Annotated in this window: 21 protein-coding genes; 6 read left to right on the top strand and 15 right to left on the bottom strand. The window is 71.1% G+C overall.

Annotation, left to right across the window (positions count from 1 at the left end):
• Positions 1-7: 7 nt before the first annotated feature.
• The 10 genes from HKD39_RS04475 to dacB all read right to left on the bottom strand — a co-directional run bounded on the left by HKD39_RS04475 (position 8) and on the right by dacB (position 11,095).
• Positions 8-553 carry a DUF3180 domain-containing protein gene (locus HKD39_RS04475; RefSeq protein WP_212753953.1) on the bottom strand — a complete coding sequence of 182 codons (546 nt, stop codon included), beginning with the start codon at positions 551-553 and terminating at the stop codon, positions 8-10.
• Entirely contained in the window at positions 550-1,239 is a 690-nt protein-coding gene (folK, locus tag HKD39_RS04470) for a 2-amino-4-hydroxy-6-hydroxymethyldihydropteridine diphosphokinase (protein ID WP_171198631.1), read from the bottom strand. The genes HKD39_RS04475 and folK overlap by 4 nt, the downstream gene beginning before the upstream one ends.
• Positions 1,232-1,747 carry a dihydroneopterin aldolase gene (folB, locus tag HKD39_RS04465; RefSeq protein WP_171198630.1) on the bottom strand — a complete coding sequence of 172 codons (516 nt, stop codon included), beginning with the start codon at positions 1,745-1,747 and terminating at the stop codon, positions 1,232-1,234. The genes folK and folB overlap by 8 nt, the downstream gene beginning before the upstream one ends.
• Positions 1,740-2,705, bottom strand: a complete 966-nt coding sequence (gene folP / locus HKD39_RS04460; RefSeq protein WP_246232043.1) for a dihydropteroate synthase — start codon at positions 2,703-2,705, stop codon at positions 1,740-1,742. Before folP ends, folB begins: the two co-directional genes overlap by 8 nt.
• On the bottom strand, positions 2,702-3,298 hold the full coding sequence (gene folE, locus HKD39_RS04455; RefSeq protein WP_343074591.1) for a GTP cyclohydrolase I FolE: 597 nt from the start codon (positions 3,296-3,298) through the stop codon (positions 2,702-2,704). Before folE ends, folP begins: the two co-directional genes overlap by 4 nt.
• A 176-nt stretch (positions 3,299-3,474) precedes the next feature.
• Positions 3,475-6,213 (bottom strand): ATP-dependent zinc metalloprotease FtsH, encoded by a 2,739-nt coding sequence (gene ftsH, locus HKD39_RS04450; RefSeq protein ID WP_281361782.1) that lies wholly within the window; start codon positions 6,211-6,213, stop codon positions 3,475-3,477.
• A gap of 391 nt (positions 6,214-6,604) precedes the next feature.
• Positions 6,605-7,195: a hypoxanthine phosphoribosyltransferase gene (gene hpt, locus HKD39_RS04445; RefSeq protein WP_171198951.1), complete on the bottom strand. Its 591-nt coding sequence runs from the start codon at positions 7,193-7,195 to the stop codon at positions 6,605-6,607.
• 159 nt (positions 7,196-7,354) lie between these two features.
• On the bottom strand, positions 7,355-8,566 hold the full coding sequence (tilS, locus tag HKD39_RS04440) for a tRNA lysidine(34) synthetase TilS (protein ID WP_171198628.1): 1,212 nt from the start codon (positions 8,564-8,566) through the stop codon (positions 7,355-7,357).
• Between the two features lie 20 nt (positions 8,567-8,586).
• Positions 8,587-9,684, bottom strand: coding sequence for a zinc-dependent metalloprotease (locus HKD39_RS04435; protein ID WP_343074590.1), 1,098 nt, complete (start codon positions 9,682-9,684; stop codon positions 8,587-8,589).
• Positions 9,677-11,095, bottom strand: a complete 1,419-nt coding sequence (dacB, locus tag HKD39_RS04430; protein ID WP_171198627.1) for a D-alanyl-D-alanine carboxypeptidase/D-alanyl-D-alanine endopeptidase — start codon at positions 11,093-11,095, stop codon at positions 9,677-9,679. The genes HKD39_RS04435 and dacB overlap by 8 nt, the downstream gene beginning before the upstream one ends.
• 387 nt (positions 11,096-11,482) lie before the next feature.
• Here dacB and HKD39_RS04425 point away from each other — a divergent pair, with 387 nt between their 5' ends.
• Positions 11,483-12,019 (top strand): inorganic diphosphatase, encoded by a 537-nt coding sequence (locus HKD39_RS04425; RefSeq protein ID WP_171198626.1) that lies wholly within the window; start codon positions 11,483-11,485, stop codon positions 12,017-12,019.
• Positions 12,020-12,184: 165 nt separating this feature from the next.
• Here the strand turns inward: HKD39_RS04425 and HKD39_RS04420 are convergent, their stop codons facing one another.
• From HKD39_RS04420 to HKD39_RS04405, 4 genes are all read right to left on the bottom strand, one after another.
• Positions 12,185-12,502 carry a DUF2516 family protein gene (locus HKD39_RS04420; protein WP_212753951.1) on the bottom strand — a complete coding sequence of 106 codons (318 nt, stop codon included), beginning with the start codon at positions 12,500-12,502 and terminating at the stop codon, positions 12,185-12,187.
• A gap of 55 nt (positions 12,503-12,557) precedes the next feature.
• The gene (locus HKD39_RS04415) at positions 12,558-13,478 is read right to left on the bottom strand and encodes a hypothetical protein (protein WP_171198625.1); all 921 of its coding nucleotides are present in this window, start codon (positions 13,476-13,478) and stop codon (positions 12,558-12,560) included.
• A gap of 95 nt (positions 13,479-13,573) precedes the next feature.
• Positions 13,574-14,092, bottom strand: a complete 519-nt coding sequence (locus tag HKD39_RS19950) for a helix-turn-helix domain-containing protein (protein WP_171198624.1) — start codon at positions 14,090-14,092, stop codon at positions 13,574-13,576.
• A 264-nt stretch (positions 14,093-14,356) separates the two neighbouring features.
• Complete coding sequence (locus HKD39_RS04405; RefSeq protein WP_246232042.1) at positions 14,357-15,643, bottom strand: DUF445 domain-containing protein; 1,287 nt, start codon at positions 15,641-15,643, stop codon at positions 14,357-14,359.
• Positions 15,644-15,725: 82 nt separating this feature from the next.
• On the opposite strand from HKD39_RS04405, the gene HKD39_RS04400 reads away from it, so the two are divergent.
• Entirely contained in the window at positions 15,726-16,925 is a 1,200-nt protein-coding gene (locus HKD39_RS04400; RefSeq protein WP_171198622.1) for a pyridoxal phosphate-dependent aminotransferase, read from the top strand.
• Between the two features lie 45 nt (positions 16,926-16,970).
• Here the strand turns inward: HKD39_RS04400 and HKD39_RS04395 are convergent, their stop codons facing one another.
• Positions 16,971-17,561 (bottom strand): dihydrofolate reductase family protein, encoded by a 591-nt coding sequence (locus HKD39_RS04395; RefSeq protein ID WP_171198621.1) that lies wholly within the window; start codon positions 17,559-17,561, stop codon positions 16,971-16,973.
• Between the two features lie 142 nt (positions 17,562-17,703).
• Here HKD39_RS04395 and HKD39_RS04390 point away from each other — a divergent pair, with 142 nt between their 5' ends.
• From HKD39_RS04390 to HKD39_RS04375, 4 genes are all read left to right on the top strand, one after another.
• Positions 17,704-19,056, top strand: a complete 1,353-nt coding sequence (locus tag HKD39_RS04390; RefSeq protein ID WP_171198620.1) for a dipeptidase — start codon at positions 17,704-17,706, stop codon at positions 19,054-19,056.
• A 185-nt stretch (positions 19,057-19,241) separates the two neighbouring features.
• Complete coding sequence (locus HKD39_RS04385) at positions 19,242-20,798, top strand: neutral zinc metallopeptidase (RefSeq protein ID WP_171198619.1); 1,557 nt, start codon at positions 19,242-19,244, stop codon at positions 20,796-20,798.
• Between the two features lies 1 nt (position 20,799).
• Positions 20,800-22,266 carry a tetratricopeptide repeat protein gene (locus tag HKD39_RS20285; RefSeq protein ID WP_171198618.1) on the top strand — a complete coding sequence of 489 codons (1,467 nt, stop codon included), beginning with the start codon at positions 20,800-20,802 and terminating at the stop codon, positions 22,264-22,266.
• Positions 22,267-22,279: 13 nt separating this feature from the next.
• Entirely contained in the window at positions 22,280-23,509 is a 1,230-nt protein-coding gene (locus HKD39_RS04375; protein WP_171198617.1) for a tetratricopeptide repeat protein, read from the top strand.
• Positions 23,510-23,523 lie beyond the last annotated feature (14 nt).

Below are 23,523 nucleotides of genomic sequence, written 5' to 3'. Positions count from 1 at the left end.
CCCGATCTCACGCGCGGCTCGGGCCCTGCCCCTGATCAGGAGGTGTCCGGCAAGAGCGCTCCAGCCACAGCGCGCCGGCCAACATCACCGCGGCGCCGAGCAGGCCGATGAGGGCGGTGGCGCGGTCACCGGCGGCGGCTGCGACGTCTCCGGCGCGCGGCCAGACATAGCAAAGGGTGCCTATCCACAAGCCGCCGAAGGCCGCTGCGGCCAGCGCGGAGGCCTTGGCGATGGTGACGGCTCGTGCCACCGTCAACGGATCGACCTCGTCCGGGCCGGATTGCCCTGCGACGCCGATGCGCGGTTGCTCGGATCCGCCGGGACCTGGCGCGGCGCCGCTGTTGGCGCGGATCCTGCGGTACAGCCCCCAGCCGAAGATGGCTTCGCCGATGCCGATCAGCGCGGCGGGCAGACCAGCCAGCCGCGGCAGCGCCGGCAGCCGGTTGTAGTTCCACAACAGCAGGCCGAACGCCAGGATCGCGGCGATCAACGCCACCACCGCCAGGTCGCGCCAGCGGGTGAGGCCGATCTCGGTGTCCGGCTCGCGGTTCACAGCGCACCGACCTTCCGGATGCCTTCCAGTTCGCCGGCGGCCTCGAGGCCGGCGATGAGGTCAGCGATGGGCCCCGCACCGGGCAGCTCGGCACCGGGGTCGAGTTCGGCCCACGGCACCAGCACGAACCCGCGCTCGCCGGCATGCGGGTGCGGCACCGTCAGCTCGGGCAGGTCAAGTTCCAGCTGCCCGATCGCCACCACGTCGACGTCGAGGGTGCGCGGCCCCCAGCGGACGCCGCGTTCCCGGCCGGCCGCCGTCTCCAACTGCCGGCACACCCGCAGCCAGTCCATCGGTTCGCTGACGCCGCCGGCGGCACCGTTGGCGGGAGTGCCGGCGGGAACGGCATCGGCCAGCACCACGATGTTCAGGTAGTCGTCCTGCTCGATATCGGCGCTGCCGGCCCACGGCGGGGTGGAGTACACCGACGACACCGCGCGGACCGCAGGCCCGAGCGCGGCGACCGCGTCGGCAAGGTACCGGCGGCGGTCACCGAGGTTGGAGCCCATCGACAACACCGCGGACGAAACATCAACGGCGGCAGCCGATTCGGCGCCAGCGCCAGCCGATTCGGCCCCAGCGCCAGCCGGTTCGGGGCCGCCGCCGGCCATGCTGCCGGCGTGTTCCGCCGCACCCGGGCCACCCACGGCACCCGCGGCACCGGCGTGCGGCGTCCGCTCAACCATCGCGCGCCCCTTCGTCCGAGCCGGGTTTGCCGGCCCGACGCAGTTTGGCCGGGCCGGTCTTGGTCGATCGACGGGCGGTCACCGCGACATCGGCGAAGCTGAGCGGGATCGGCGCCTCGGGCTTGTGCACGGTCACCTCTACGGCGTGCAGCTCGGGGCCGGCAGCTCGGCCGTTCACGGCGCTGCCGTTGACGCTGCCGTCGTTGACGCTGCCGTCGGCAGCACCGCCGGCGGGGCTGCGGCCGAAGCGGTCAACCACCGCGTCGGCGATCTCGGCCGCGACGGTCTCGATCAGATCGCGGGGCGGCCCGGCGACGATGTCCGCTGCCAGTTGCGCCAGCTCGGCGTAGTTGACGGTCTCGGTGAGATCGTCGGTGGCCGCGGCCCTGGCCAGGTCGGTCCACAGCACGATGTCGACCACAAACGTTTGACCGTCCCGCTTCTCATGGTCGAAGACGCCGTGGTGGCCGGTCACCGCCAGCCCGGTCAGCTGGATGCGGTCAGCCACGCGGCACCGCCAGTGCACCGAAGCGGTAGTCGCCGGTGGCCGGTTGCAGCGGCGCCGGGGCCGGTGGCCAGCCGGCCGGCGACCTGGCCGGATCGGCGGCAAGGGTCGCGGTGAGCACCGCCAACACATCGGCGGTGGACTGCGGGTCGTGCACCCGCACCCCCCAGACGCCCGCCTGCGCGGCCAGCAAAGACGTTGCGGCGGTGGCGATGTCGCGGCTGCCGACCGGGCGGGGGGCGCCGTCCGGACCGGCCAGCAGTTGGCCGAGGAAGCGTTTGCGTGAGGTGCCGAGCAGCACCGGCAGCCCGAGCTCGACCAGCTCACGCTGGCCGGCCAGCAGCTCCCAGTTGTGCTCGGCGTTCTTGGCGAAACCGATGCCGGCGTCAAGGATCAGCGCCCGCTCGTCGACGCCGGCGGCGATCGCCGCGTCCACCCTGGCGAGCAGTTCGGCGCGTACCTCGGCGAGCGTGTCGGCGTACTCGGCGCGCTGCTGCATGGCGTCGCTGTGGCCGCGCCAGTGCATCAACACCCAGGGCACACCGAGATCGGCGACGGTGGCGGCCATCTGCGCATCGGCAAGGCCGGCCGAGACGTCGTTGACGATCACCGCGCCGGCGCGTACCGCGGCGGCGGCCACGGCGGCACGGGTGGTGTCGACCGAGCACGGCACCCCGTCGGCGGCGAGCGCGGCGATCACGTCGATCACCCGGTCAAGCTCGACGTCTTGCGGCACCCGGTGCGCGCCCGGTCTGGTGGATTCCCCGCCGACGTCGACGATGTCGGCGCCGGCGGCCACCAGCGCCTGCCCGTGGGCGATGGCGGCGTCGGTGGAGTCCCACAGCCCGCCGTCGGAGAAGGAGTCGGGGGTGACGTTGAGAATGCCCATCACCCATGGTCTTTCGCCCATGGCTGGCACCAGCGGTGGCTGTCCCCCGGCCGCCCCGACGGGTGCCGTCATCGGCCGGTGATCAGGCTCATGGCCTCCGACCGGGTGGCGGCCTGCGACCGGATGATGCCGCGCACCGCGGACGTGGTGGTGGTGGCGCCTGGCTTGCGAACGCCGCGCATCGACATGCACAGGTGCTCGGCCTCGATCACCACGATGGCTCCGGCGGGGCGCAGCTTGCGGACAAGGGCGTCGGCGATCTGCGAGGTGAGCCGCTCCTGCACCTGCGGCCGGTGGGCGTAGCCGTCGACCAGCCTGGCCAGCTTGGACAGCCCGGTCACCCGGCCGTCGCGGCCGGGGATGTACCCGACGTGCGCCTTGCCGAAGAACGGCACGAGGTGGTGCTCGCACATCGAGTACAGCTCGATGTCGCGCATCAGAATCAGCTCGGCGTGCCCCTCGTCGAACTGGGTGGAGAGCACGTCGTCCGGGTCGGCGTACAGCCCGGAGAAGGCCTCGGCGTAGGCCCTCGCCACCCGCATCGGGGTCTGCCGCAGGCCCTCCCGGTCCGGGTCCTCACCGGCTGCCAGCAGCAGCTCGCGCACGGCGGCCGCGGCCCGGTCGAGATCGAACTGAGGCACCTGAGCGGTTGGGTCTGCCGTCACGGAACTATTGGACACCGCGTGCGTGGACGCCACTCGAGCCGGCCCCGCGTCAGCGGGCCCGGCATCATCTGCCACCGGGCTGCCAGACGCAGTGCTGTCAGACACGGTGCCGTCAGACACGGTGCTGTCAGACGCAGTGCTGCCTGGCACCGCGGCGCCGACCGTCGAGGCCGAGCTCACTGCCGGTCCGGGGGTGCCCACGGGTCGATGGGCGGCTGCTGCTGCCCTTGCTGGCCGGCGTCGCCGGTGCGACCGGCCGGGTCGGCGGAATCATCCGGGGACGCATCGCCGTGCTCCGGGCGGCCGTGCCGGCCGGTGACTTCCGGATCGCCGCGATACCCGGCTTGGTGCGAGAACGGGCCACCGCTGGGCGCGCCGAACGAGCGGGGCGAGCCGTCCGCGGTGTCGCTGCCGGCCTCACCGGCCGGTTGCTGGCCGTGGGGCGGCTGACCCGCGGCGGGCTGGTGACCGTTAACACCCTGCGGGAAACCGCCGGCGCCGTAACCGTTCTGCCCACCCGGCGCGGCGCCGCCGTTGGCGGCCGGTGTCGCCGGAGCGCCCCGGCCGTACGGCACCGCACCACCCGGCATCTGCCCGTGCGGCATCTGACCGTTGGCTGCCTGACCGTTGGCTGCCTGCCCGTTGGGTGCCTGCCCGTTGGGCGCCTGGCCATTCCAGGACGGCGGTCCGAGCGGCCCGGACAGCACCCCGCCGGTCCAGTTGGACGGCTGGCCGTGCTGGCCGTTCTGGCCCCCGGCCGGTCCTGGGCCGCCGTGCTGGCCCGGCCAGGTCTGCTGCCCGTTCGGCGGAGCCGGACGTTCCCAGCCGCCCGGCGACCCAGCGGCCCCCGGCGCGCCCTGAGCGCCGCCGGGCCCGGCAGCACCGGGCCCGGCCGCACCGGGTCCGGCAGCACCGGGTCCGGCAGCACCGGCGGGCACCGGTTGCTTGTCGAGCATCGGACGCTTCACCGGTTCGTCCTCCCACGGCTCGCCGCGCTCGATGGCGAGCTCCTTGGGGGTCTTGATCGGCGGGCGGTCGGACGGCAGCCGGTCGCCCCACTCGTCGAAGGCGGTGATCCGCGGCCGCTTCTCGACGCCGGCGAAGATCGCCTCGAGGTCCTTGCGCTCGAGGGTCTCCTTCTCCAGCAGCCGGGCGGCCAGGTCGTCCAGCACGTCGCGGTAGGTGTTGAGCACTTCGTAGGCCTCGGTGTGGGCGGCCTCGATCAGCGCGCGCACCGCGTGGTCGATCTCGCCGCCGACCTCGGTGGAGTAGTCGGGGTTGTGGCCGTAGGTGCGGCCGAGGAACGGCTCGTCGTCGCCGGAGCCGTACTTGACCGCGCCGAGCTTGGCGCTCATGCCGTACTCGGTGACCATCGCCCTGGCGATCTTGGTGGCCTGCGCGATGTCGGAGGAGGCGCCGGTGGTCGGTTCGGCGAACACCAGTTCCTCGGCGGCCCTGCCGCCCATCGCCATCACCAGCCGGTTGATCATCTCGCTGCGGGTCATCAGCTGCTTGTCGTCCTCGGGGACGACAAGCGCGTGCCCGCCGGTGCGGCCGCGCGGCAGGATCGTCACCTTGTAGACCGGTTCAAGACCGGGCATCGCCCAGGCGGCCAGCGCGTGCCCACCCTCGTGGTAGGCGGTGATCTTCTTCTCCGTCTCGGAGATCACCCTGCCCTTGCGCGCCGGCCCGCCGACCACCCGGTCGACGGACTCTTCCAGCGCGGCGTTGGTGATCAGGGTGCCGCCGGTGCGGGCGGTCAGCAGCGCCGCCTCGTTGATGACGTTGGCCAGGTCGGCACCGGACATGCCGACGGTGCGCTTGGCCAGCTCGGGGAAGTTGACGTCATCGGCAAACGGCTTGCCCTTGGAGTGCACCGCAAGAATGGCCTCACGGCCGCGCAGATCCGGTGCGCCGACAGGGATCTGCCGGTCGAACCGACCCGGCCGCAGCAGCGCCGGGTCGAGGATGTCCGGCCGGTTGGTGGCGGCGATCAAGATGATGCCGCCCTTGGACTCGAAGCCGTCCATCTCGACCAGCAGCTGGTTCAGCGTCTGCTCGCGCTCGTCGTGGCCGCCGCCCATGCCGGCGCCGCGGTGCCGGCCAACCGCATCGATCTCGTCGATGAAGATGATCGCCGGCGCGTTCGCCTTGGCCTGCTCGAACAGGTCGCGCACCCGGGAGGCGCCGACGCCGACGAACATCTCGACAAAGTCGGAGCCGGAGATGGTGTAGAACGGCACCCCGGCCTCGCCGGCGACGGCGCGGGCCAGCAGCGTCTTGCCGGTGCCGGGCGGGCCGTACAGCAGCACGCCCTTGGGGATCTTGGCGCCCAGTGCCTGGTAGCGCACCGGGTTGGCCAGGAAGTCGCGGATCTCGTCGAGCTCTTCGACGGCCTCGTCGGCACCGGCCACGTCGGAGAACTTGGTGGTCGGCATGTCCTTGGACAGCATCTTGGCCTTGGACTTGCCGAACGAGAGCACCTTGTTGCCGCCGCCCTGGGCGTTGTTCATCATCCACAGGAAGAACAGCAGGATCAGCGCAACCGGGATCAGGTACAGCAGGATCGAGAACAGCGCGGATTCGCTGGTGACGGTGGTGTCGTACTTGTCGGCCTTGGCCGCCTGCACCGCGCTGAAGACCTCGTCGGTGGCGCCGGCCGGGTACTGCGAGACGATCTTGGTGGCACCGTCGGCGGCGGCGTCGGGCGTCTTGAGCGTCAGCCGCAGCCGCTGCTCCTTGTCGTCGACCAGCGCCTCGCTGACGTTGTTGCTCTGCAGTTGCGCCAGCGCCTGCGAGGTGGGGACGGTGGTGTAGCCACGGGTCTCGTCGGTGAAGAAGCTGTACGCCAGATACAGCAACACTGCCACCAAGATCCACAGCAGTGGCGAACGGATCAGCTTCTTACGGTCCATGTGGCTTCCGGTCGATGTCGACCTCGACCCTTCCTGTGTCGATGCGAGTGTGACCGGCGGCCGCTGCTCGGGCGGCGCCGGGTGCTGGCGGTGCGATGGGCCTCGGTGATCCGAGCGATCGTCCTGCAGGCCGGGCCGGCATCGATCCAGCATCACCGCAAGCTCCCAGCCTACCGCGCACCAGCGCGGCGACCTGCGGAGATTGCTGTGGTGACGCTTGGCATCGGCGCCTGAGCGGTGCCTGAGCCGTTGTCGGCCACACCACCAGCGACAACGTCAGGTACAACGCCGCCGGTGGCCGGGGAAGTTCCGTTGCCGGCCCACCCCCGCTGCGCCGTGGGCGAACGCGAGGCAGGGCGGCACAAGCGGTCCAGCGCTCAGCCGCGCACGCTCAGGCGTACATGTGGGCGCCGAGCAGCCCGACGAACGGCAGGTCGCGGTACCGCTCGGCGTAGTCGAGGCCGTAGCCGACAACGAATTCTGTCGGGATGTCGAAGCCGACGTAGCGCGGCTCCAGCGGCACTTTCACCGCCTCGGGCTTGCGCAGCAGCGTCACCACGTCGATGGCCGCCGGTCCGCGCGACTGCAGGTTCTTGAGCAACCAGGACAGCGTGAGCCCCGAGTCGATGATGTCTTCGACGATCACCACCCTGCGGTCGGTGATGTCGGAGTTCAAGTCTTTCAGGATGCGCACCACCCCGGACGAGGTGGTCGCCGAGCCGTACGACGAGATCGCCATGAAGTCCATCTCGGACGGGATCGGCATCGCCCTGGCGAAATCGGTGGTGAACATGACGGCGCCCTTGAGCACGCAGACCAGCAGCGGCGGGGTGTCCAGGGTGTGGTCGGCGGCTACCGCGGCGGCCAGCTCGCGGACCTTGGCCTGCACCGTCTCCTGGTCGATCAACACCGACACCAGTTCGCCCGGGTAACCGTGCGGGGCGCCAGGGTCCTGCTCGGCAGGGGGCGGGGCCGCCTCGATGACGGTGGTCAGCCCTGGCCGGGAGGCGGCGCCCGCGGCCGGCGGTTCGGCGGCGGTGGCCGGCTGGCTGGACGAACTCTGCGAGGGTTCCGTCGCGGTCACCGCATCATCTTGGCACGCCCGGAGTACGCACAGTGGTCCCGGTTCAGTGCCGTCGGTTCAATGCCGACGGTTGGGTGCCAGCAGCACGGCCGCGCCGACGCGGGTGGCATCGACGCCACCCGGCAGTCGCACCGCCGCCGGCGGGGTGCGCGGTGGCCTCCGCACCAGTTGCTGCATGCGGAACAGGTGATCGGCGGTCAGGCCGGTCACGCCGGCGTCGGTGAGCCAGCGCCGCAGCACCCGCCGCAGGACAGCGTCGGGCAACCCGGCCAGGGCGGCAACGGCCAGCTGTGTCGGGTCCGGTTCGGCGGGCGTTCGGTGGTCGGCCGACCCGGTCGCCGCTTCGGTCCTGGCGGCGGCCAGCGCGGCCGCGGCCCAGCCGTCGAGGGCGGCGAGGTCGTCGGCCAGCAGCTCGGCGGTGCGGGCCAGCGCCGGCGTCACCCCACCGGCGAGCACGTCGTCCAGCAGCGGCAGCACCTCCCGGCGCAACCGCACCCTGGTGTACCGGGCGTCGCTGTTGTGCGGGTCGCTCCACCACGGCACAGCCATTGCCGCGCAGGCACTTTCGGTGTCGGCGCGGCGCACTTCGAGCAACGGTCGCCCCCAGCTCAGCCGCACCCCGTCCCGACCGCTCGCCGGGGCCGCAGCGTCCGGCAATAGCGCCCGCATCCCGGCGATGGACCGCGGCCCGCTGCCGCGGCCAAGGCCAAGGAGCACCGTCTCGGCCTGGTCGTCCATGGTGTGCCCGAGCAGTACCTGCACCCGCTCGGGTTCGCCGCCGGACGCGGCAAGCTCGCGCAGCGCCGCGTAGCGGGCGGTGCGGGCCGCGGCCTCCAGCCCACCGTCGGCGCCGACCGCGACCCTGCGCACCGTGACATCGGCAAAACCCCAGCGGCGCAAGGCTTCCGCGGTCGCGGCGCTCTGTGCAGCCGAACCTTCCTGCAGGCCGTGGTCGATCACCGCGGCGGCGAGCGCCGGCCCCGCTGCCGGTGTCGGCACCGCGTCCCCACCCAGTGCCGGCGCATTCCCCGGTGCCGCGTCCGTGGCCCGACCTGCCGCCCGGCCGGGGCCGCCCACCTCGGCCAGTACCGCGGCGGCCAACGCCAGCGAGTCGGCCCCACCGGACACCGCCACCAGCAGTCGGTCGGCGGGATGCGCACGCAGATGCCACCGCACCGCCCGGCGCACCGGGTGATCAGCGGGCAACGCGGCCGGCCCCGGTCCCCCACCGGCTGGCCCGGCCACCGGCGGCCGGGGCGCATCCGTCATCGGAACATCGCAGGGCAGCGTCAGCCGACCCGGCGCAGCCAGCCGGCCGGATCGGCGATCTCGGCCCTGGTCGGCAACGTCTCCGGCGAGTCCCAGACCGTGTTGAACCGTTGCATGCCAACAGCTTTCACCACGTGCGAGACGAACTTCTCGCCCTTGACGTACTGGCTCAGCTTCATGTCCATACCCAGCAGCGAACGCAACATCCGGTCGATCGGACCCGACCCCTTGCGGCGCCGCTCGGAGAAGGCCTTGCGGATGCCGGCGACGCTGGGCACCACCGCGGGACCGACGGCGTCCATCACGTAGTCGGCGTGGCCCTCCAGCAGGCTCATCAGCGCCATCATCCGGTCGAAGATCGCGCGCTGCTCCGGTGTCTGCATCGCCTCGACCCAGCTCAGCTTCCCGGTCTCGGCGGTGCTGGAATCCGCCCCGCGCCTGCCGGATCCGGCCCTGATGGCCCGCACCATCCGCCCCAGCACCTCGCGCGAGTCGACATCGGCCACCGCGCCGAACTCCGCCGTCTGCGCAACGAAGTAGTCGCGCAACCACGGCACCGCGGTGAACTGCAACCGGTGGGTGCTCTCGTGCAGACAGACCCAGCGGCGGAAGTCGACCGGGTCGAGCCGCAACTCCCGCTCCACCTTGATGATGTTGGGCGCCACCAGCAGCAGCTGCCCGTCCTGCCCGTCGGGACCGGACGTCAGCGGATCGAACTGGCCGAGCACCTTGCCGGACAGGAACCCGAGCACCACCCCCAGCTGCCGGCCGGCCATCGCCCGGCTGCGCGGGGTGGCCTTGTCCGCCAGCCGGGCCGTCAGCGGTGCGGTGAGCTTGGCCATGCCCTGGCTGGTGGCGGCGATCCAGCCGGGCCGGTCAACCACAACGGCTTCGGCGACCGGCAGGCCCTCCCCCAGCTCAGCGGTGTCGCGCACCGTCAGCTCCGATTCGCGGGAGAACCGCAGCAGCGCAGCCACGGCGTCGGCGGCCTGCTGCGGCGTCACCACAGGGCCGGTGGGCGCGAGTTTTGTCGCGGCCCGCACCGCGGCGGCGAAGTCGATGGTCGGGTCGGGGGCCGGCTGCGCACCGGCCCGCACCACGCTGCCCCGCTCAGCCACGGCAGCCACAGTTGCGCAGCACGGTCGCGAACGCGTCCTGCGCCGCCCGGGTGCCCGGGTTGCCCGGCGAGTCGGGGATCACCCCGTTGTTGAACAACGAGAACACCAGCATCCTGCCGTCCTGAGTGGGAACGTAGCCGGACAGCACATAGGTGGAGTTGATCGAGCCGGTCTTGGCCCTGACCCAGCCGGCGCCGGCCTTGGAATCCGGGGTGGTGAACCGGTTGTGCTGCTGGTCGCTGTCCAGCGTGCCGCTGACCCCGCCGACCGGGAGACCGGACAGCAGATACCGCAGGTTCTCGGTCTTGCCCTGCACCGCCAGCCGCAGCACCTGGGCCTCCAGTTCCGGCGTCACCCGGTCTTGCACCGACATGCCGGATGCATCGGCGATGGTCAGCTGCGAGGTGTCCAGCTTGAGGTCGTTCAGGGCCAGCACGGTGGCGCTGGACGCGCCGTCGAACGAGCGCGGCGCCCCGAAGTTGCCCGCCATCTCCCTGGCCAGCGACTCGGCGAGAATGTTGTCAGAGTTGGTGAGCGCCTCGGCGAGCAGTTCGGGCAGCGGCTGCGAGTACACCCTGGCCAGCAGCCTGCCGTCGGCCGGCGCCTTGGATCCGTCGTCGATCACCGGCAGGTCGGCGTTGCCCAATGCCCTGGCGAGCGCCTTGCCCGCGGTCAGCGCCGGGGTGCCGGTGCGCGGCGAGTTCTGGTTGGACGGATCCTGACGGTCGGCGTCCACCATCAGCGGTTGCATCTTGGTGATGTAGCCACCCTTGATGTCCGCCGGGTCCCAGCCCGGGGCCAGCGGCTCGCCGGTCCAGTACGAGGTGTCCAGGATGATCCGCTTCACCTGCACCCCGGACGAGCGCACCTGGGCCGCCAACTCGGCCACCGTCGGCGGATCGTTGTAGACGGTCTCGGTGCCGGTTTGCCGGGCCGACAAGGTCACGTCGCCGCCGCCGACGAAGTAGACGTCGCCGGGGGTGGTGCCCTCCACCACTGTTGTCGCCATCCGCTGGTCTGTGCTCTTGAGCGAGCTCAGCAGCGCCGTCCCCATCAGCAGCTTGATCGATGACGCCGGTAGCTGCGGCGTGGCTTGATCCTGTTGCCACAGCACCTTTCCGGTGGCGGCATCCATCACCACGCCGGCGAAGTTGCCGCCCATCGCTGGGCTCTTCAGGATCGACTGCAGGGCCTTGCTGACGCCGGCCGGGGTCGGGGCGGTCTTGCCGTTGGGGGCAGGCGCCAACGCCAGCTGCACCTTGCCCAGCTGCGGATCCGGCGCTGTCTGCCCGGTCGAGCTGGTGGCGGTGCTGCTGCCGCCTGCGGTGTTCTGACCCGAATCTGAGCGGTTGCCGAAGAAGTAGATGCCGCCGACCGCGATGGCCGCGAGCGCCACGACGCACACCGTCACGATCACGACGATGCGCCCGGTCCGGCGCGGGCGGGGTGCTCTGCGGGTACCTGGCACGGTGGGTGGTCCTCTCGGGCGGGGCAGGTTGGTGCGGGTTGGTGCGGGCGGTTCCGGCCGGTGGGGCCCTGACTGCACCCGGGCCGAACCCGAGCGCGGACGACGGGCGCTGTGTGTGACGCCTGCCTCTCCCGCCGCTCAGGATGCGATCCGGACGCTGCCAACAGACTAAAGTCTTGCCAACAGCGGCTTGGCCATATATATGGCCGCGGCAGCCGCCGCCGGCGGGTGAACGCCGACGCGGCCGGTGCCCATCGCCGCCGTCAAGCCAGCACCACCGCCCCCTGGCCCACCGATGAGTCAGGCGGCCGCACCCGGAAGGAAGGTCCCGTGGAGTTCGACGTCCTCATCGAGATCCCCAAAGGCTCGCGCAACAAGTACGAGGTCGATCACCACTCGGGTCGAATCCGGTTGGACCGCACCCTGTTCACCGCCACCCAGTACCCGGCCGACTACGGCTACATCGAGAACACTCTCGGGCAAGATGGCGACCCGCTGGACGCGCTCGTGCTGCTGGCCGAGCCCACTTTCCCCGGCTGCCTGGTGCGTTCACGGGCCATCGGCATGTTCCGGATGACGGACGAGAAGGGCCCTGACGACAAGGTGCTGTGCGTGGCCTCCAACGACCCGCGCCGGGACAACCTGCAGGACATCGGCGACCTGCCGATCTTCGAGAAGCTGGAGATCCAGCATTTCTTCGAGGTCTACAAGGATCTGGAACCTGGCAAGAGCGTCGAGGGTGCGAACTGGGTCGGCCGCGGCGACGCCGAGACCGAGATCCGGATCTCGTTCGACCGCGAGCAGAAGCGGTTGGCGCAGGTGGCCGAGGGCGTTTCGCCCGAGCAGGCCGCCGAGAACGCCAAGTAGCGAAGCGTCTTTCCGCCCCGCCACGGTCTTTACGGGTGTGGTCTTGCGGGGTGCGGTTCTTGCCGGGAGCGGTTCTTGCCGGGAGCGGTCTTGCCGGGAGCGGTTCTTGCCGAGCGCGGTCTTGCCGGGAGCGGTCGGTCCCTCGTGGGCGAACCCGGGCCCCGGTTACCAGCTGGACGAGCCGCCGGAGACTTCCCGCAACCTGGGTCGCACGTCGCACAGGTAGACGAGCACCCCGACCAGGCCGGCCAGCCAGAGCAGGCTGGGCGCCCGCAGCAGCGAGCCGGGGATCATTCCGAGCACCAGCACCACCCCTGAGATGCCGGTGATGGCCAGCCAGGTGGTCTTGGTCTGCTTGTCGGCAGCCGGATAGGCGTCGGTGCGCCGGGTGACGGCATCGGCAAAGGCGACAACGCCGACGATGCCACCGACGACGCCGATGGCGATCGTCAGGTAGTCCATGATCGGCAGCACGAAGGTCACCCGGCCAGGGTAGCAACGCTGCTGCTACACCTGGCCGGGCAAACCCAGGGTCGGTTCAGCTCTCGGTCTTCTTGCCGGTGCCGCTGCGCTTCGGCTTGGCGGTGCCCGCCGCCGGGCCCGCCGCGTCGGCGCCGCTGTTCCTGTCGGTGGTCGCGGTGCCGGCCTTGTCGGTGCCTGCGGTGCCGGCCTTGTCGGTGCCTGCGGTGCCGGCTGCGGCGCCCTCACCGTTCGGGCCGGTGTCCGGCTTCGGGGTCGGACGGCGGCGGGCCGGGCGCTTGGCGGCCGGCGTCCCCACCGGTGCCTCGCTGCGGGCACCGCGCTTGGCGGCCAGGTCGGAGACGACGGCCTCGCCGGTCTCCTCGTGGTCCATGGCGTTCTTCGGGCTGCGGCGACCGTCCACCACGGTGCCGGGCACCGGTCCGGTGTTGCGGAGCTCTTCCCAGGCCTTGCCGCCGCGCTCGGTGAGTGTCGCGTAGACCGAGGCGAGCAGCTCCCGGTAGGCGTCGGCGGACTGCCGCAACTGGTCGGGCTGCAGCTGCTCGCCGACCTCGCGGGCCTTGTCCGGCAGTTCGTCCGCCAGCCGCTGCACCTTGCCCGGCAGCGCGGTGGCGAACTGCTCGAGCTGGTCGGCCAGCGCGCGGGCCTTCTCCGGCACCTCGCGGGCGGCGTCCTGCAGCTTCTCCGGGGCGTCCTCGGCCAGGTGCTGCAGGCGCGACGGCAGGTCCTGCGCCACCGAGCGCAGCTCGTCCACCACCTCGCCGCGCTCCGGCATCTTCGGCATCTGCGGCTTGACCGGCTTGACCGGCGATTTGTCCGCCAGTGAGTTCACCAGCTCGACGAGCTGGCGCCCGGCCACATCAGCGGCGCCGATCGCGGCCAGTACCGGGCCGGGCAGGTTGGGCATCCGGTCGGCCAGCTTGGTCAGCGCGGCCTGGGCGCGCTCGGTGAAGTCTTCGGTGAAATCGCGGTCTGCCATGGGCTTCTCCTTTTACTCGGTTGCTCTGGACTGCTTGGTTGCTCGGGACTGTTCAGTTGCTCGGATCAGTTGCTCGGACTACTCGAATCTCGGGACTACTCGGTGGCAGCGGTTGATGGTGTGCTGTGGGTTTCCCCGGCAGGCGGGCCGGCGCTCGGTGCGGCCGGTTCGCTGGTGGCGACGAATGCCAGGTAGGTCTGCCGCAGCGCCGACCGTTGCTCTGACGTCAGCCGCGGGTCGGCGGCGATCGCTGCCAGCACCGACGGCCCGGCGGTACCCGGGCGCGATGCTTCGGCGGCCGCGTCGTGCGCTTCCGCGGAAGCACCAAGACCGCTCGACCCGGCGCCGGCCGTCACCTCGTCGGCGGCCTCACGATCGAGCACACCGGCCTGGGCCAGCAGCGTCTCCGCCGAGATCGACAGGCCGTGTGCGATCTGGGCCAGAATGTGCGCGCTGGGCCGGCGGACGCCGCGCTCCACCTGCGACAGATACGGGTTGCTGACGCCGGTCTTCGCGGCCAGCGCCCTGATGGAGAGATTGGCGGCCTCGCGCTGATCGCGGATGAACGACCCGAGGTCGCGCACCGGGCGCAGCATCGGATCGAGATCGACCATCGCTACTCACCCCTCGCCGCTGTGCCGGCGGCGCCGGCCGCCGACGTGCTGATTCACCACGCTAACCGTCCGTGCTTGCAGTTGCAAGCAGTGCTTGCTAGCGGGCCGCTGCGCACCAGCGGAACAATCGGTGGTTCGAAACGCGTTTGCCCAGGTCAGTTTTCGCCATGCGGCGTCGAGCAGCCGATTTTTCGCGCCAAGCCCGTCAAGCCCGTCAAGCCGCCGCGCCCGTCTAGCCCGTCAAGCCGCCCGAGGCCGTCAAGCTCAGCCCAGCACCACCTCGGCGACGGTGTAGATCGCCAGCCCGGCCAGGGCACCGACCACGGTGCCGTTGATCCGGATGAACTGCAGGTCGCGGCCGATCTGCAGCTCGATCTTGCGGCTGGTGGCCGGGCCGTCCCAGCGCGCAATGGTCTCGTCGATGATCCCGGTGATGGCCCTGGCGTGGTTGGCGGCCAGGTAGCCGGCGGCGTCGGCGACCCAGGTGTCCACCCGCTGCGCGGTCTCGCCGCCGGCGGCCAACCGCTCCCCGAAGCGGATCACCGCCTGCTGCGCCGACCGGCGCAGCGACGAGTCCGGGTTCGACAGTTCTTGCAGCAGAGCGGATTTCGCCGATTGCCACACCTCGCCGGCCAGCTCGCCAAGCTCGGTGTTGTTGAGGATGCGCATCTTGATGGCCTCGGCCCGCGCCATGGTCTTCTCGTCGTGCTGCAGGTCGTCGGCGAACTCGATCAGGAACCGGTCGATGGCCTTGCGCAGATCGTGGTCAGGGTCGTCGCGAACGGCCCTGGCGAAAGTTTCCACCTCCGAGTAGATCCGGTCGGTGACGATGTCGTCGAGAAACCGCGGGGTCCAGCTCGGCGCCCGGTCGGTGACGACCCTGGCCACCAGGTCGTAGTTGTCGCGCACCCACAGGTAGCACCGGTCGACCAAGAAGTCGACCAGCGCGTGATGCTCGCCGCGGGTGAAGATGTCGGCGGCGATCCGCCCCAGCGGCGGCCCCACCTGCAGCTCCTCCAGCTTCCGCCTTGCCATGCCGCTGAGCAGTTCCACCACTTGTTGGTCGGCCAGCACGTCGGAGAGTTTCTCGGCGGCGGCCGCGCCCTCGGCCACCAACCGCTTGGCCGATTCCGGTCGCTGCAGCCAGGCACCGACGCGTTGGGCCACCCCGAAACCGGCAATCTTCTCGCGCACCAACTGTTCCGACAGGAAGTTGGTGGCGACGAACTCCGACAGCGACGACCCGATCACGTCCTTGCGGCGCGGGATGATCGCGGTGTGCGGGATCTTCAATCCGAGCGGGTGCCGGAACAGCGCCGTCACCGCGAACCAGTCGGCGAGGCCGCCGACCATGCCGGCCTCGGCGGCCGCCCGCACATAACCGGCCCAGGCGAACCTGTCCTGCAACAGCCATGCGGCCACGAAGATCACCGCCATCACCACCAGCAGCCCGGTGGCGAACAGCTTCATCTTGATCAGGGCCTGCCGGCGCACCTGGTCCATCGGCGTCAGGTCGGTGACCGACGGCGGCGCCGCGTTGACAACGCTCATGCTGGGCATTGTGCCTGGGCGGCAGCGGTGTCCCGGCCCACCACGCGGCCGTGCACCACAAGCCGTGCACCACAATGGGCCGATGCTCAAGAGCAACCCGACGGTGAGCCGGCTGCAGCCGTTCACCTCGACCATCTTCGCCGAGATGAGCGCGCTCGCCGCCAGCACCGGTTCGATCAACCTCGGTCAGGGCTTCCCGGACACCGACGGCCCGCCCGCCATGCTCGCCGCCGCCCAGCAGGCCATTGCCGACGGCGTCAACCAGTACCCGCCCGGCCCTGGCATCGCCGAACTGCGCCAGGCGATTGCCGGCCAACGCGCCGCCGAGTACCGGCAGCCGTTCGACCCGGACTCCGAGGTGCTGGTGACGGTGGGCGCCACCGAGGCGATCGCCGCCGCCATGCTCGGCCTGGTCGAATCCGGCGACGAGGTGATCGCCCTCGAGCCGTTCTACGACTCCTACGCCGCTGTGATCGCCATGGCCGGTGCCCGGCTGGTTCCGGTCCGGTTGCGTCCGGACTCGTCCGGGCGGTTCGCCCTCGACCCTGACGAGCTGGCCGCCGCCGTCACCGACCGCACCACGGTGATCCTGCTCAACACCCCGCACAATCCCACCGGCACCGTGCTGACCGCACAGGAGCTGGAAGCCGTTGCGGCGCTGGCGATCTCCCGGGATCTGCTGGTGGTCACCGACGAGGTGTACGAGTACCTGACGTTCGACGCAGCGGCGCACCTGCCGATCGGCACCCTGCCCGGCATGGCCGAGCGCACGGTCAGCATCTCCAGCGCCGGCAAGAGCTTCAACGTCACCGGTTGGAAGATCGGCTGGGCCTGCGGGCCGGCACCGCTGATCGGCGCGGTGCGCGCGGCCAAACAGTTCCTCACCTTCGTCGGCGGCGCACCGTTCCAGCCGGCGGTGGCGCTGGCCCTGCGGGACGAGCTGGACTGGGTGCGCGGCATGGCAAAAGGCTTGCAGAGCAAGCGGGATCGGCTCTGCAGCGGCCTGCGGGACGCCGGTTTCGAGGTGACGGTGCCGCAGGGCACCTACTTCGCGGTGGCCGGTATCGATCGCCTGGCCGCTCCCGGCGAGGACGGTGCCGCGTTCTGCCGGTCGATGCCGGAGCGCTGCGGCGTTGTGGCTGTGCCGCAACAGGTCTTCTACGCCGACGCCGGCCCGGACGGCCCCGGCGCCAGGTACATCCGGTTCGCGTTCTGTAAGCGGGACCAGGTGATCGACGAGGCCACCGACCGACTGGCGAGCGCCGACCGGCGCCGGCGCTGAGCCACCCCTTGCCGGGCCTTGCCAGAAGCAGCGCTCGACTCGGCGTCAGACCCAGCGCCGGAGGTGCGGCGCGTAGGTCAACTCGACGGTCCGCCCGTCGAAGACCTGGCTGTCGACCAGGTCAAGGTCGAAATCGCCGATCTTATCCCAGATCGGCACGTTGCCGGTGGCCCCGGACAACACCGGAAACACCGTCACCTGAACCAGATCGACCTCACCGGCGGCCAACAACGCTCGGTTCACCGCCAGGCTTCCGTGCGAGCGGATCGGCGCGTCCGACTGCTGCTTCAGCTCGCGGACGACATCGACGGCATCACCGGCGACCACCCGCGCGTCCGGCCAGTCCAGCGGGCCGCGCAGCGTCGACGACACCACGGTCGCGGGCAGCCGACGCATCCGGCTCACCCATGCATCGCGCACCTCGGACGTGTCGTCGGCATCGGCAAGCATGCCGACGAATTGGCGAAAGGTGTTGGCGCCGAACACCATCCGTTGCCCGGCGCGGTAGCAGCCGGCGCGGTGGTGCAGCAGCTCGGGGCCCTGTTTGCCCCAGTAGCCGCCCCAATCGGCCGGCGGTGCGTACGAGCCGTAGCCGTCGAGGCTGGAGAAAATGTCGAAGGTGTAGCTGGCTGCCATCGGGAGCTCCTGGGGTCGGCCGGTCGCTGTGGTCATCATCAGACCGCCGCGGCGCCGCGAACTCATCGGCCGGAAGTCTGAGACCCCGGCACCGCTGACAGGCCTGCGCGACCCGGGGCGCGGGCTGGAAAGATGTCCGGCCATGACCAATCCCGCTGCGCCGAATACGCATTCACCCGCCGCTTCCGCCGCTGACGCCGACACCGCGCCGGTGGAGCCGAGCGTCGGCCCCAACGTCACCTCCGATCCCGAGCACGTGGCCGAACCCGCTGCGCCCGCTGAGGGTTTGGCCACGCCGGACGACACCCCGGCGCCGTCCGGCGAGATTGCCGAGCGGGTGGCCGAGGTGCTCGCCGGCGCACCGGTGTTCGACGGTCACAACGATCTGCCCTATGCCCTGCGCAAGCGCGGCTACGACCTGGACGCCACCGACATCGCGCTGAACCAGCCGGAGCTGCACACCGACATCGAGCGGCTGCGCGACGGCGGGGTCGGCGCCCAGTTCTGGAGCGTGTTCGTCGCCGGCGACCAGGACGGCGGCACCGCCCTGACCCAGGTGCTCGAGCAGATCGACTGCGTGCAGCGGATCATCGACAAGTACCCGGACACCTTCGCCTTCGCCCGCACCGCGGACGACGTACGCGCCGCCTGGGCGCAGGGCAAGATCGCCTCGCTGATGGGCGCAGAGGGCGGCCATTCGATCAACGAATCGCTCGGGGTGCTGCGGGTGCTGCGCCGGCTGGGGGTGGCGTACATGACGCTGACCCACAACCAGAACGTGCCGTGGGCGGACTCGGCCACCGACACACCAAAGGTGGGCGGCCTCAACGACTTCGGCCGCGAGGTGGTCGCCGAGATGAACCGCATCGGGATGCTGGTGGACATCTCGCACGTCGCCGAGACCACCATGCGCGATGCCATCGCGGCGTCGACGGCGCCGGTGATCTTCTCGCACTCGTCCTGCCGCGCCCTGTGCGACCACGTCAGGGACGCCCCGGACGACGTGCTGCGCAGCCTGGCCGACGGCGGCGGGGTCATCATGATCACCTTCGTGCCCAGCTTCGTCAGCCAGCAGACCGCCGATCACCGCGCCGCGGAACGGGAGCAACAGCAGCGTCTCGGTCTTGCCGACTGGCTGGACGACACCGCGCCGCCGCCAGACCCCGCGGCCAAGGCCGAGTTCGACGCCTGGCTGGCCGCGAACCCCGAACCGGTGGCGACGCTGGCGCAGGTGGCCGACCACGTCGAGCACGCCCGCGAGGTGGCCGGCGTCTCCAGCATCGGTCTCGGCGGCGACTACGACGGGGTGCCGAGCACCCCGCGCGGGCTCGAGGACGTCAGCAAGTACCCGGCGCTGCTCGCCGAGTTGGCCGAACGCGGCTGGTCGGACGCCGATCTGGCGGCGCTGACCAGCGGCAACATCATGCGGGTGCTGAGCGAGGCCGAGCGCATCGCCGATCCTGGCTTCGGCGGTCCGGCGCCGAGCATGGGCTGAACTCTCCAGATCGCCGCGCCGACTCAGCATCGCCGGGTAGGTTCGGCCCCGTACCCACCCAGCCGGAACCAGCCGGAACCAGCCGGAAACCCGCAAGACCCGGAGTCCGGCAACCGACCGCACCACCCGCGGGCCGCTGCGCGGCACGCCGACCACCCACCCGACGACCGGAAGACGACCCGAAGATGAGCCGCGCAGCCCGAGCCCGCCGCGCCGTCGGCGGCGCCAGCCGCAGGCCGGGCCGCACCGCACCGCACCGGCTCGGATGGCAACCGGGTGCGTCCCGCCGGCCGGTGCTGGCGCTGGTGCTGGTGGTGGCGGCGCTGGCCCTCGCCGGGTGCTCGGTCACCGTTCCCGGGCAACCGATCAGCGCGGGAGGTTTGCGTCCCGACGGCCCGAGCGGGCTGCGCACCGACGCACCCGAATCACCGTTGCGCGCCGAGGGTAAGGAACAGGGCAACCGGTTCGACGAGTTGGCGCTCGACACCATGGACGATCAGTACACCTACTACGCGCAGATCTTCGGCAAGGACTTCGGCAAGGAGTTCAGCCCGGCCAAGGGTTTGCTGTCGTACGACTCCAGGTCGGCCACCGGCTCCGCCTGCGGGCAGAAGCTGAACGGTCTGGTCAATGCCATGTACCTGCCAAGGTGCGACACCATCGGGTGGGACCGTGGGGTGCTGATGCCGAGCATGCAGGAGCAGGTCGGCGAGCTGTCGGCGCCGACCATCCTGGCGCACGAAACCGGGCACCTGGTGCAGAGCCGGCTCGGCGCCACCCGCAGTTCGGTGTTGCTGCTGGAGCAGCAGGCCGACTGCTATGCCGGCGCGTACTGGGGATGGGTGTCCAAGGGCAACTCCAAGTACTTCCAGCTCTCCGGCGATGGTGGGATGCGCCAGATCCTCGGCGCCATGCTGCAGGTCGGCGACCCGGTTGGGCTGTCGGCCTCCAACGACAAGGCGCACGGCACCGCGTTCGACCGCGCCTTCGCCGCCTCACTCGGCTTCGCCAGCGGAGCGGCCAGGTGCAACCAGATCACCCAGGCCGAGGTCGACAAACGTGTCCAGGCCTCAGGTTTCGCCTCGGACAAGCTGCCCCAGAAGTACGCGAACATGCCGATCACCCCCGAGCTGCTCGGCGAGGTGGCCGGAACCCTCGACGAGTATTTCGGCAAGACCGTTCCGGACTACCGCAAGCCGAAGCTTGAGCAGTTCCAGGGCGGCAAGCCGCCGTCCTGCCCGGACAGCAGCAACAACGACAGCCCGGTGCTGTACTGCCCGGCCACCAACACCGTCTCCTACGATCTGGCGCAGCTGCAGGAGATCGGCAAGGCACCGGAATCATGGCAGGACAACGTCGGCGACTTCTCGGCCATCATCCTGCTGGCCAGCCGCTACGGGCTCGCCGCGCAGGCCAGCGGCGGCGGCACCGCCGCCGGCGACAATGCCGGGTTGCGCGGGCTCTGCTATGCCGGTACCTGGGCCAGTTGGATGCGGCAACCGCAGGGCGAGAAGGGACTCCGCTTGTCCCCCAACGACTTGAACAAGGCCATCTACCAAGTGGTGCACTCGCCGATGGCCGCCTACGACGATTCCGGCAAGACCGGCACCTCGGTGCTGAATCAGGTGCAGGCGTTCAATATCGGTGTGCTGTACGACATCCGGCAGTGCTTCGACTACTACTCGCCAGGTGCGTCAACCCCCACCGGCCTGCCCAATCCGGCCACGACCCCGGGAGGCTGAGGTGACAAGCTCCGCGCCCCAGGACGATCCGGCGCTGGCGGCGGTGCGCCGCGCGGTCGAAACGCTGCCGGACGACCCAGCGCTGCGGCTGCATCTTGCCCAGCTGCTGCTGGCCGCCGGGCGGAACGACGAGGCGGTCACCCAGGCCGGTCAGGTGCTGGCGCAGCAGCCGGCACATCCCGGTGCCCGCGAGCTGATGATGACGGCACTGTCCGGCGCGGACCAGGCCGCGCCCCCCTCAGCTCGCCCGGCCGACGGTGCTGCCGACGCGCAGGCCGACGCCGCACCCCAGCCACCCCAGCAACCGCCGTCACCCCAGCAACCGCGAGCCGAACCGCAAGCGGGGCAAGCCGAACCGCCACTCCCACAGGCAAGGCAACCTGAGTCCGAGCCCACTGATCGGCAGCCCACCGACGGATTCGACTGGCAGGCAGCCGAATCCCAGCTCGGCGACATCGCCCGGCCGATGTTCTTGTCCAACACCGACTCCGGTACTGATTCCGCCGCCGACCATGGCCCGGCCGACACCGAGCAGGGCGGCCGGCCGGCCGGCCAGGACCGCGCCGGGCCGTCCGGTGAGCCCTCCGCCGCGTTCGTCACCGAGCGACCGACGGTGACGCTGGCCGATGTCGGCGGCATGCAGGGTGTGAAAGACCGCCTGCAGGCGGCGTTCCTGGCACCGTTGCGCAATCCGGAGTTGCAGAAGCTGTACGGCAAGAGCTTGCGCGGCGGGTTGCTGCTGTACGGCCCGCCCGGCTGCGGCAAGACCTTCCTGGCCAGGGCGCTGGCCGGTGAGCTCGGCGCCTCGTTCGTCTCCGCCGGACTCGCCGAGATCCTTGACATGTGGCTGGGTTCGTCCGAACGGAACCTGCACGAGCTGTTCGCCTCGGTGCGGCGCAACGCGCCCTGCGTGCTGTTCCTGGACGAGATAGATGCCCTCGGGCACAAGCGATCTCAGGCTGCGGCCGGTGCGATGCGGGGCACCGTCAACCAATTGCTGACCGAGCTGGACGGGGTGACCGCCGACAACGACGGGGTGTTCGTGCTGGCCGCGACCAACCAGCCGTGGGACGTCGACCCGGCGCTGCGGCGGCCCGGCCGGCTGGACCGCACCCTGCTGGTGCTGCCACCCGACGCGGCGGCGCGCGAGGCGATCTTCCGGTACCACCTCGCGCACCGGCCGGTCGAGGGCATCGACCTGTCCGCCCTGGCCGGCGCCAGCGCCGGGTTCTCCGGCGCCGATATCGCCTTCGTCTGCGAGCAGGCCACCGAGCACGCGCTGCTGGACGGCGCCCGTACCGGAACCGCCCGGCTGATCGGCATGGCCGACCTGACCGCCGCGTTGCAGCACACTCGTCCTTCCACCGGGCCGTGGCTGCAGACCGCCCGCACCGTGGTGCAGTACGGCCAGGACGACGGCACCTTCGCAGAACTCAAGCAGTACCTCAAGAACGCCAAGCGCTGGTAAGGGGCTCGCAAGGGTGTCAGAAGGACTGTGGCCCGGCTGGTTCGACCAGCACCGTGCGTCGGGGCCGAACCCGTCGGCGGGCGCTCCGGCCGACGCCGGCGAGTCGGTGATCCAGCGCGCCTCGATGCTGGACGACGCCGGCCGGCCGGCCGAGGCGATCGCGGTGCTGGCGCCCTATCTGGCCGAGCACCCCGACGACCCGCGGGCGCTGCTGGTGCTGGGCTGGGCCCAGCTGCACGCCGACGACGGCTTCGGCGCCGCCGACACCAGCCACCGGTTGTTGGCAAGGGCGCCGGACGCGCTGAACCCAATGTTGTTGGCTGCCACCGTTTTCGCGCACAACCGCGATCACCGCGCCGCCGCCGCGGTGGCCGACAGGGCCATCGCGCTGGCACCGCATGCCGCGGTGGCGTACCGGGTGCGCGCCCAGGTCGACCTGGCGACCGGCGTCACCGGACCTGCCACCCGTGCCTTCGCCGATCAGGCGGTGCGGTTGGACCCGCAGTCGTCCGCGGCGTTGCTCACCGCCGGTACGGCCGCGCTCGAGGCAAGGGACCGCGCGGCGGCCCGAAACCTGCTGGAACGGGCCGCGGCGATGGACCCCGACAATCTCGCGGTACGCAACGAGCTGGCCAGGCTGGACATGGGACGAGGTGGAAGCCTGCGCGCCGCAGGCGATTTCGCGTCCATCGTCCGGGACGACCCGACCCAGCGAGTGGCCCTGCACAACCTGCGGGTCGCCGTGTGGAAGGCCTTCGGTACCGCGCACCTGGTGCTGTGGGCGGCGATGTTTGTGGTCGGGCGGATCCACTGGCTGGCCGGCAACGACGGCGGCAGGGACGGCCGGCCCGGCTGGCTGCCCATCCTGGCCGCGGTGGCCGTGCTCGCCACCGGCGCTGCCTGGGCGATCCAGCTGCAGCGCGCCGGCAACGGGCTGACGGCCGGGCTGGCCGCGGGCCGGACGGTGCTGGCCTCGGATCGGCTGCTGCAGATCGGTTTTCCGGCGCACGTCGGGTGCCTGCTGGCGCTGCTCCTGTCCGCGCTGCTGCCCGGTAACGCCGGCCAGGTGGCGTTCTTCGTCGCGTTGGCGCTGCTGGTACTCGCCTCGATCACCACCTGGATCGCCGGCCGGCGGTGGCCCGCAGCAGCCGCGCGTTGGGCTGACCAGCCGCCAGACGGGGCCTGCTTGCGCGGCCAGCCGGTGCCGGACCGGTGCCGGCCGCTGATCAGCGCCGGCCGCTAATCAGCGCCGTCGCC

The organism is Nakamurella aerolata (assembly GCF_013002705.1).
GTDB classification, from domain to species: domain Bacteria; phylum Actinomycetota; class Actinomycetes; order Mycobacteriales; family Nakamurellaceae; genus Nakamurella; species Nakamurella aerolata.
Note: the sequence above shows the minus strand (reverse complement) of the source record. Positions and strands in the feature narration are given on the sequence as shown.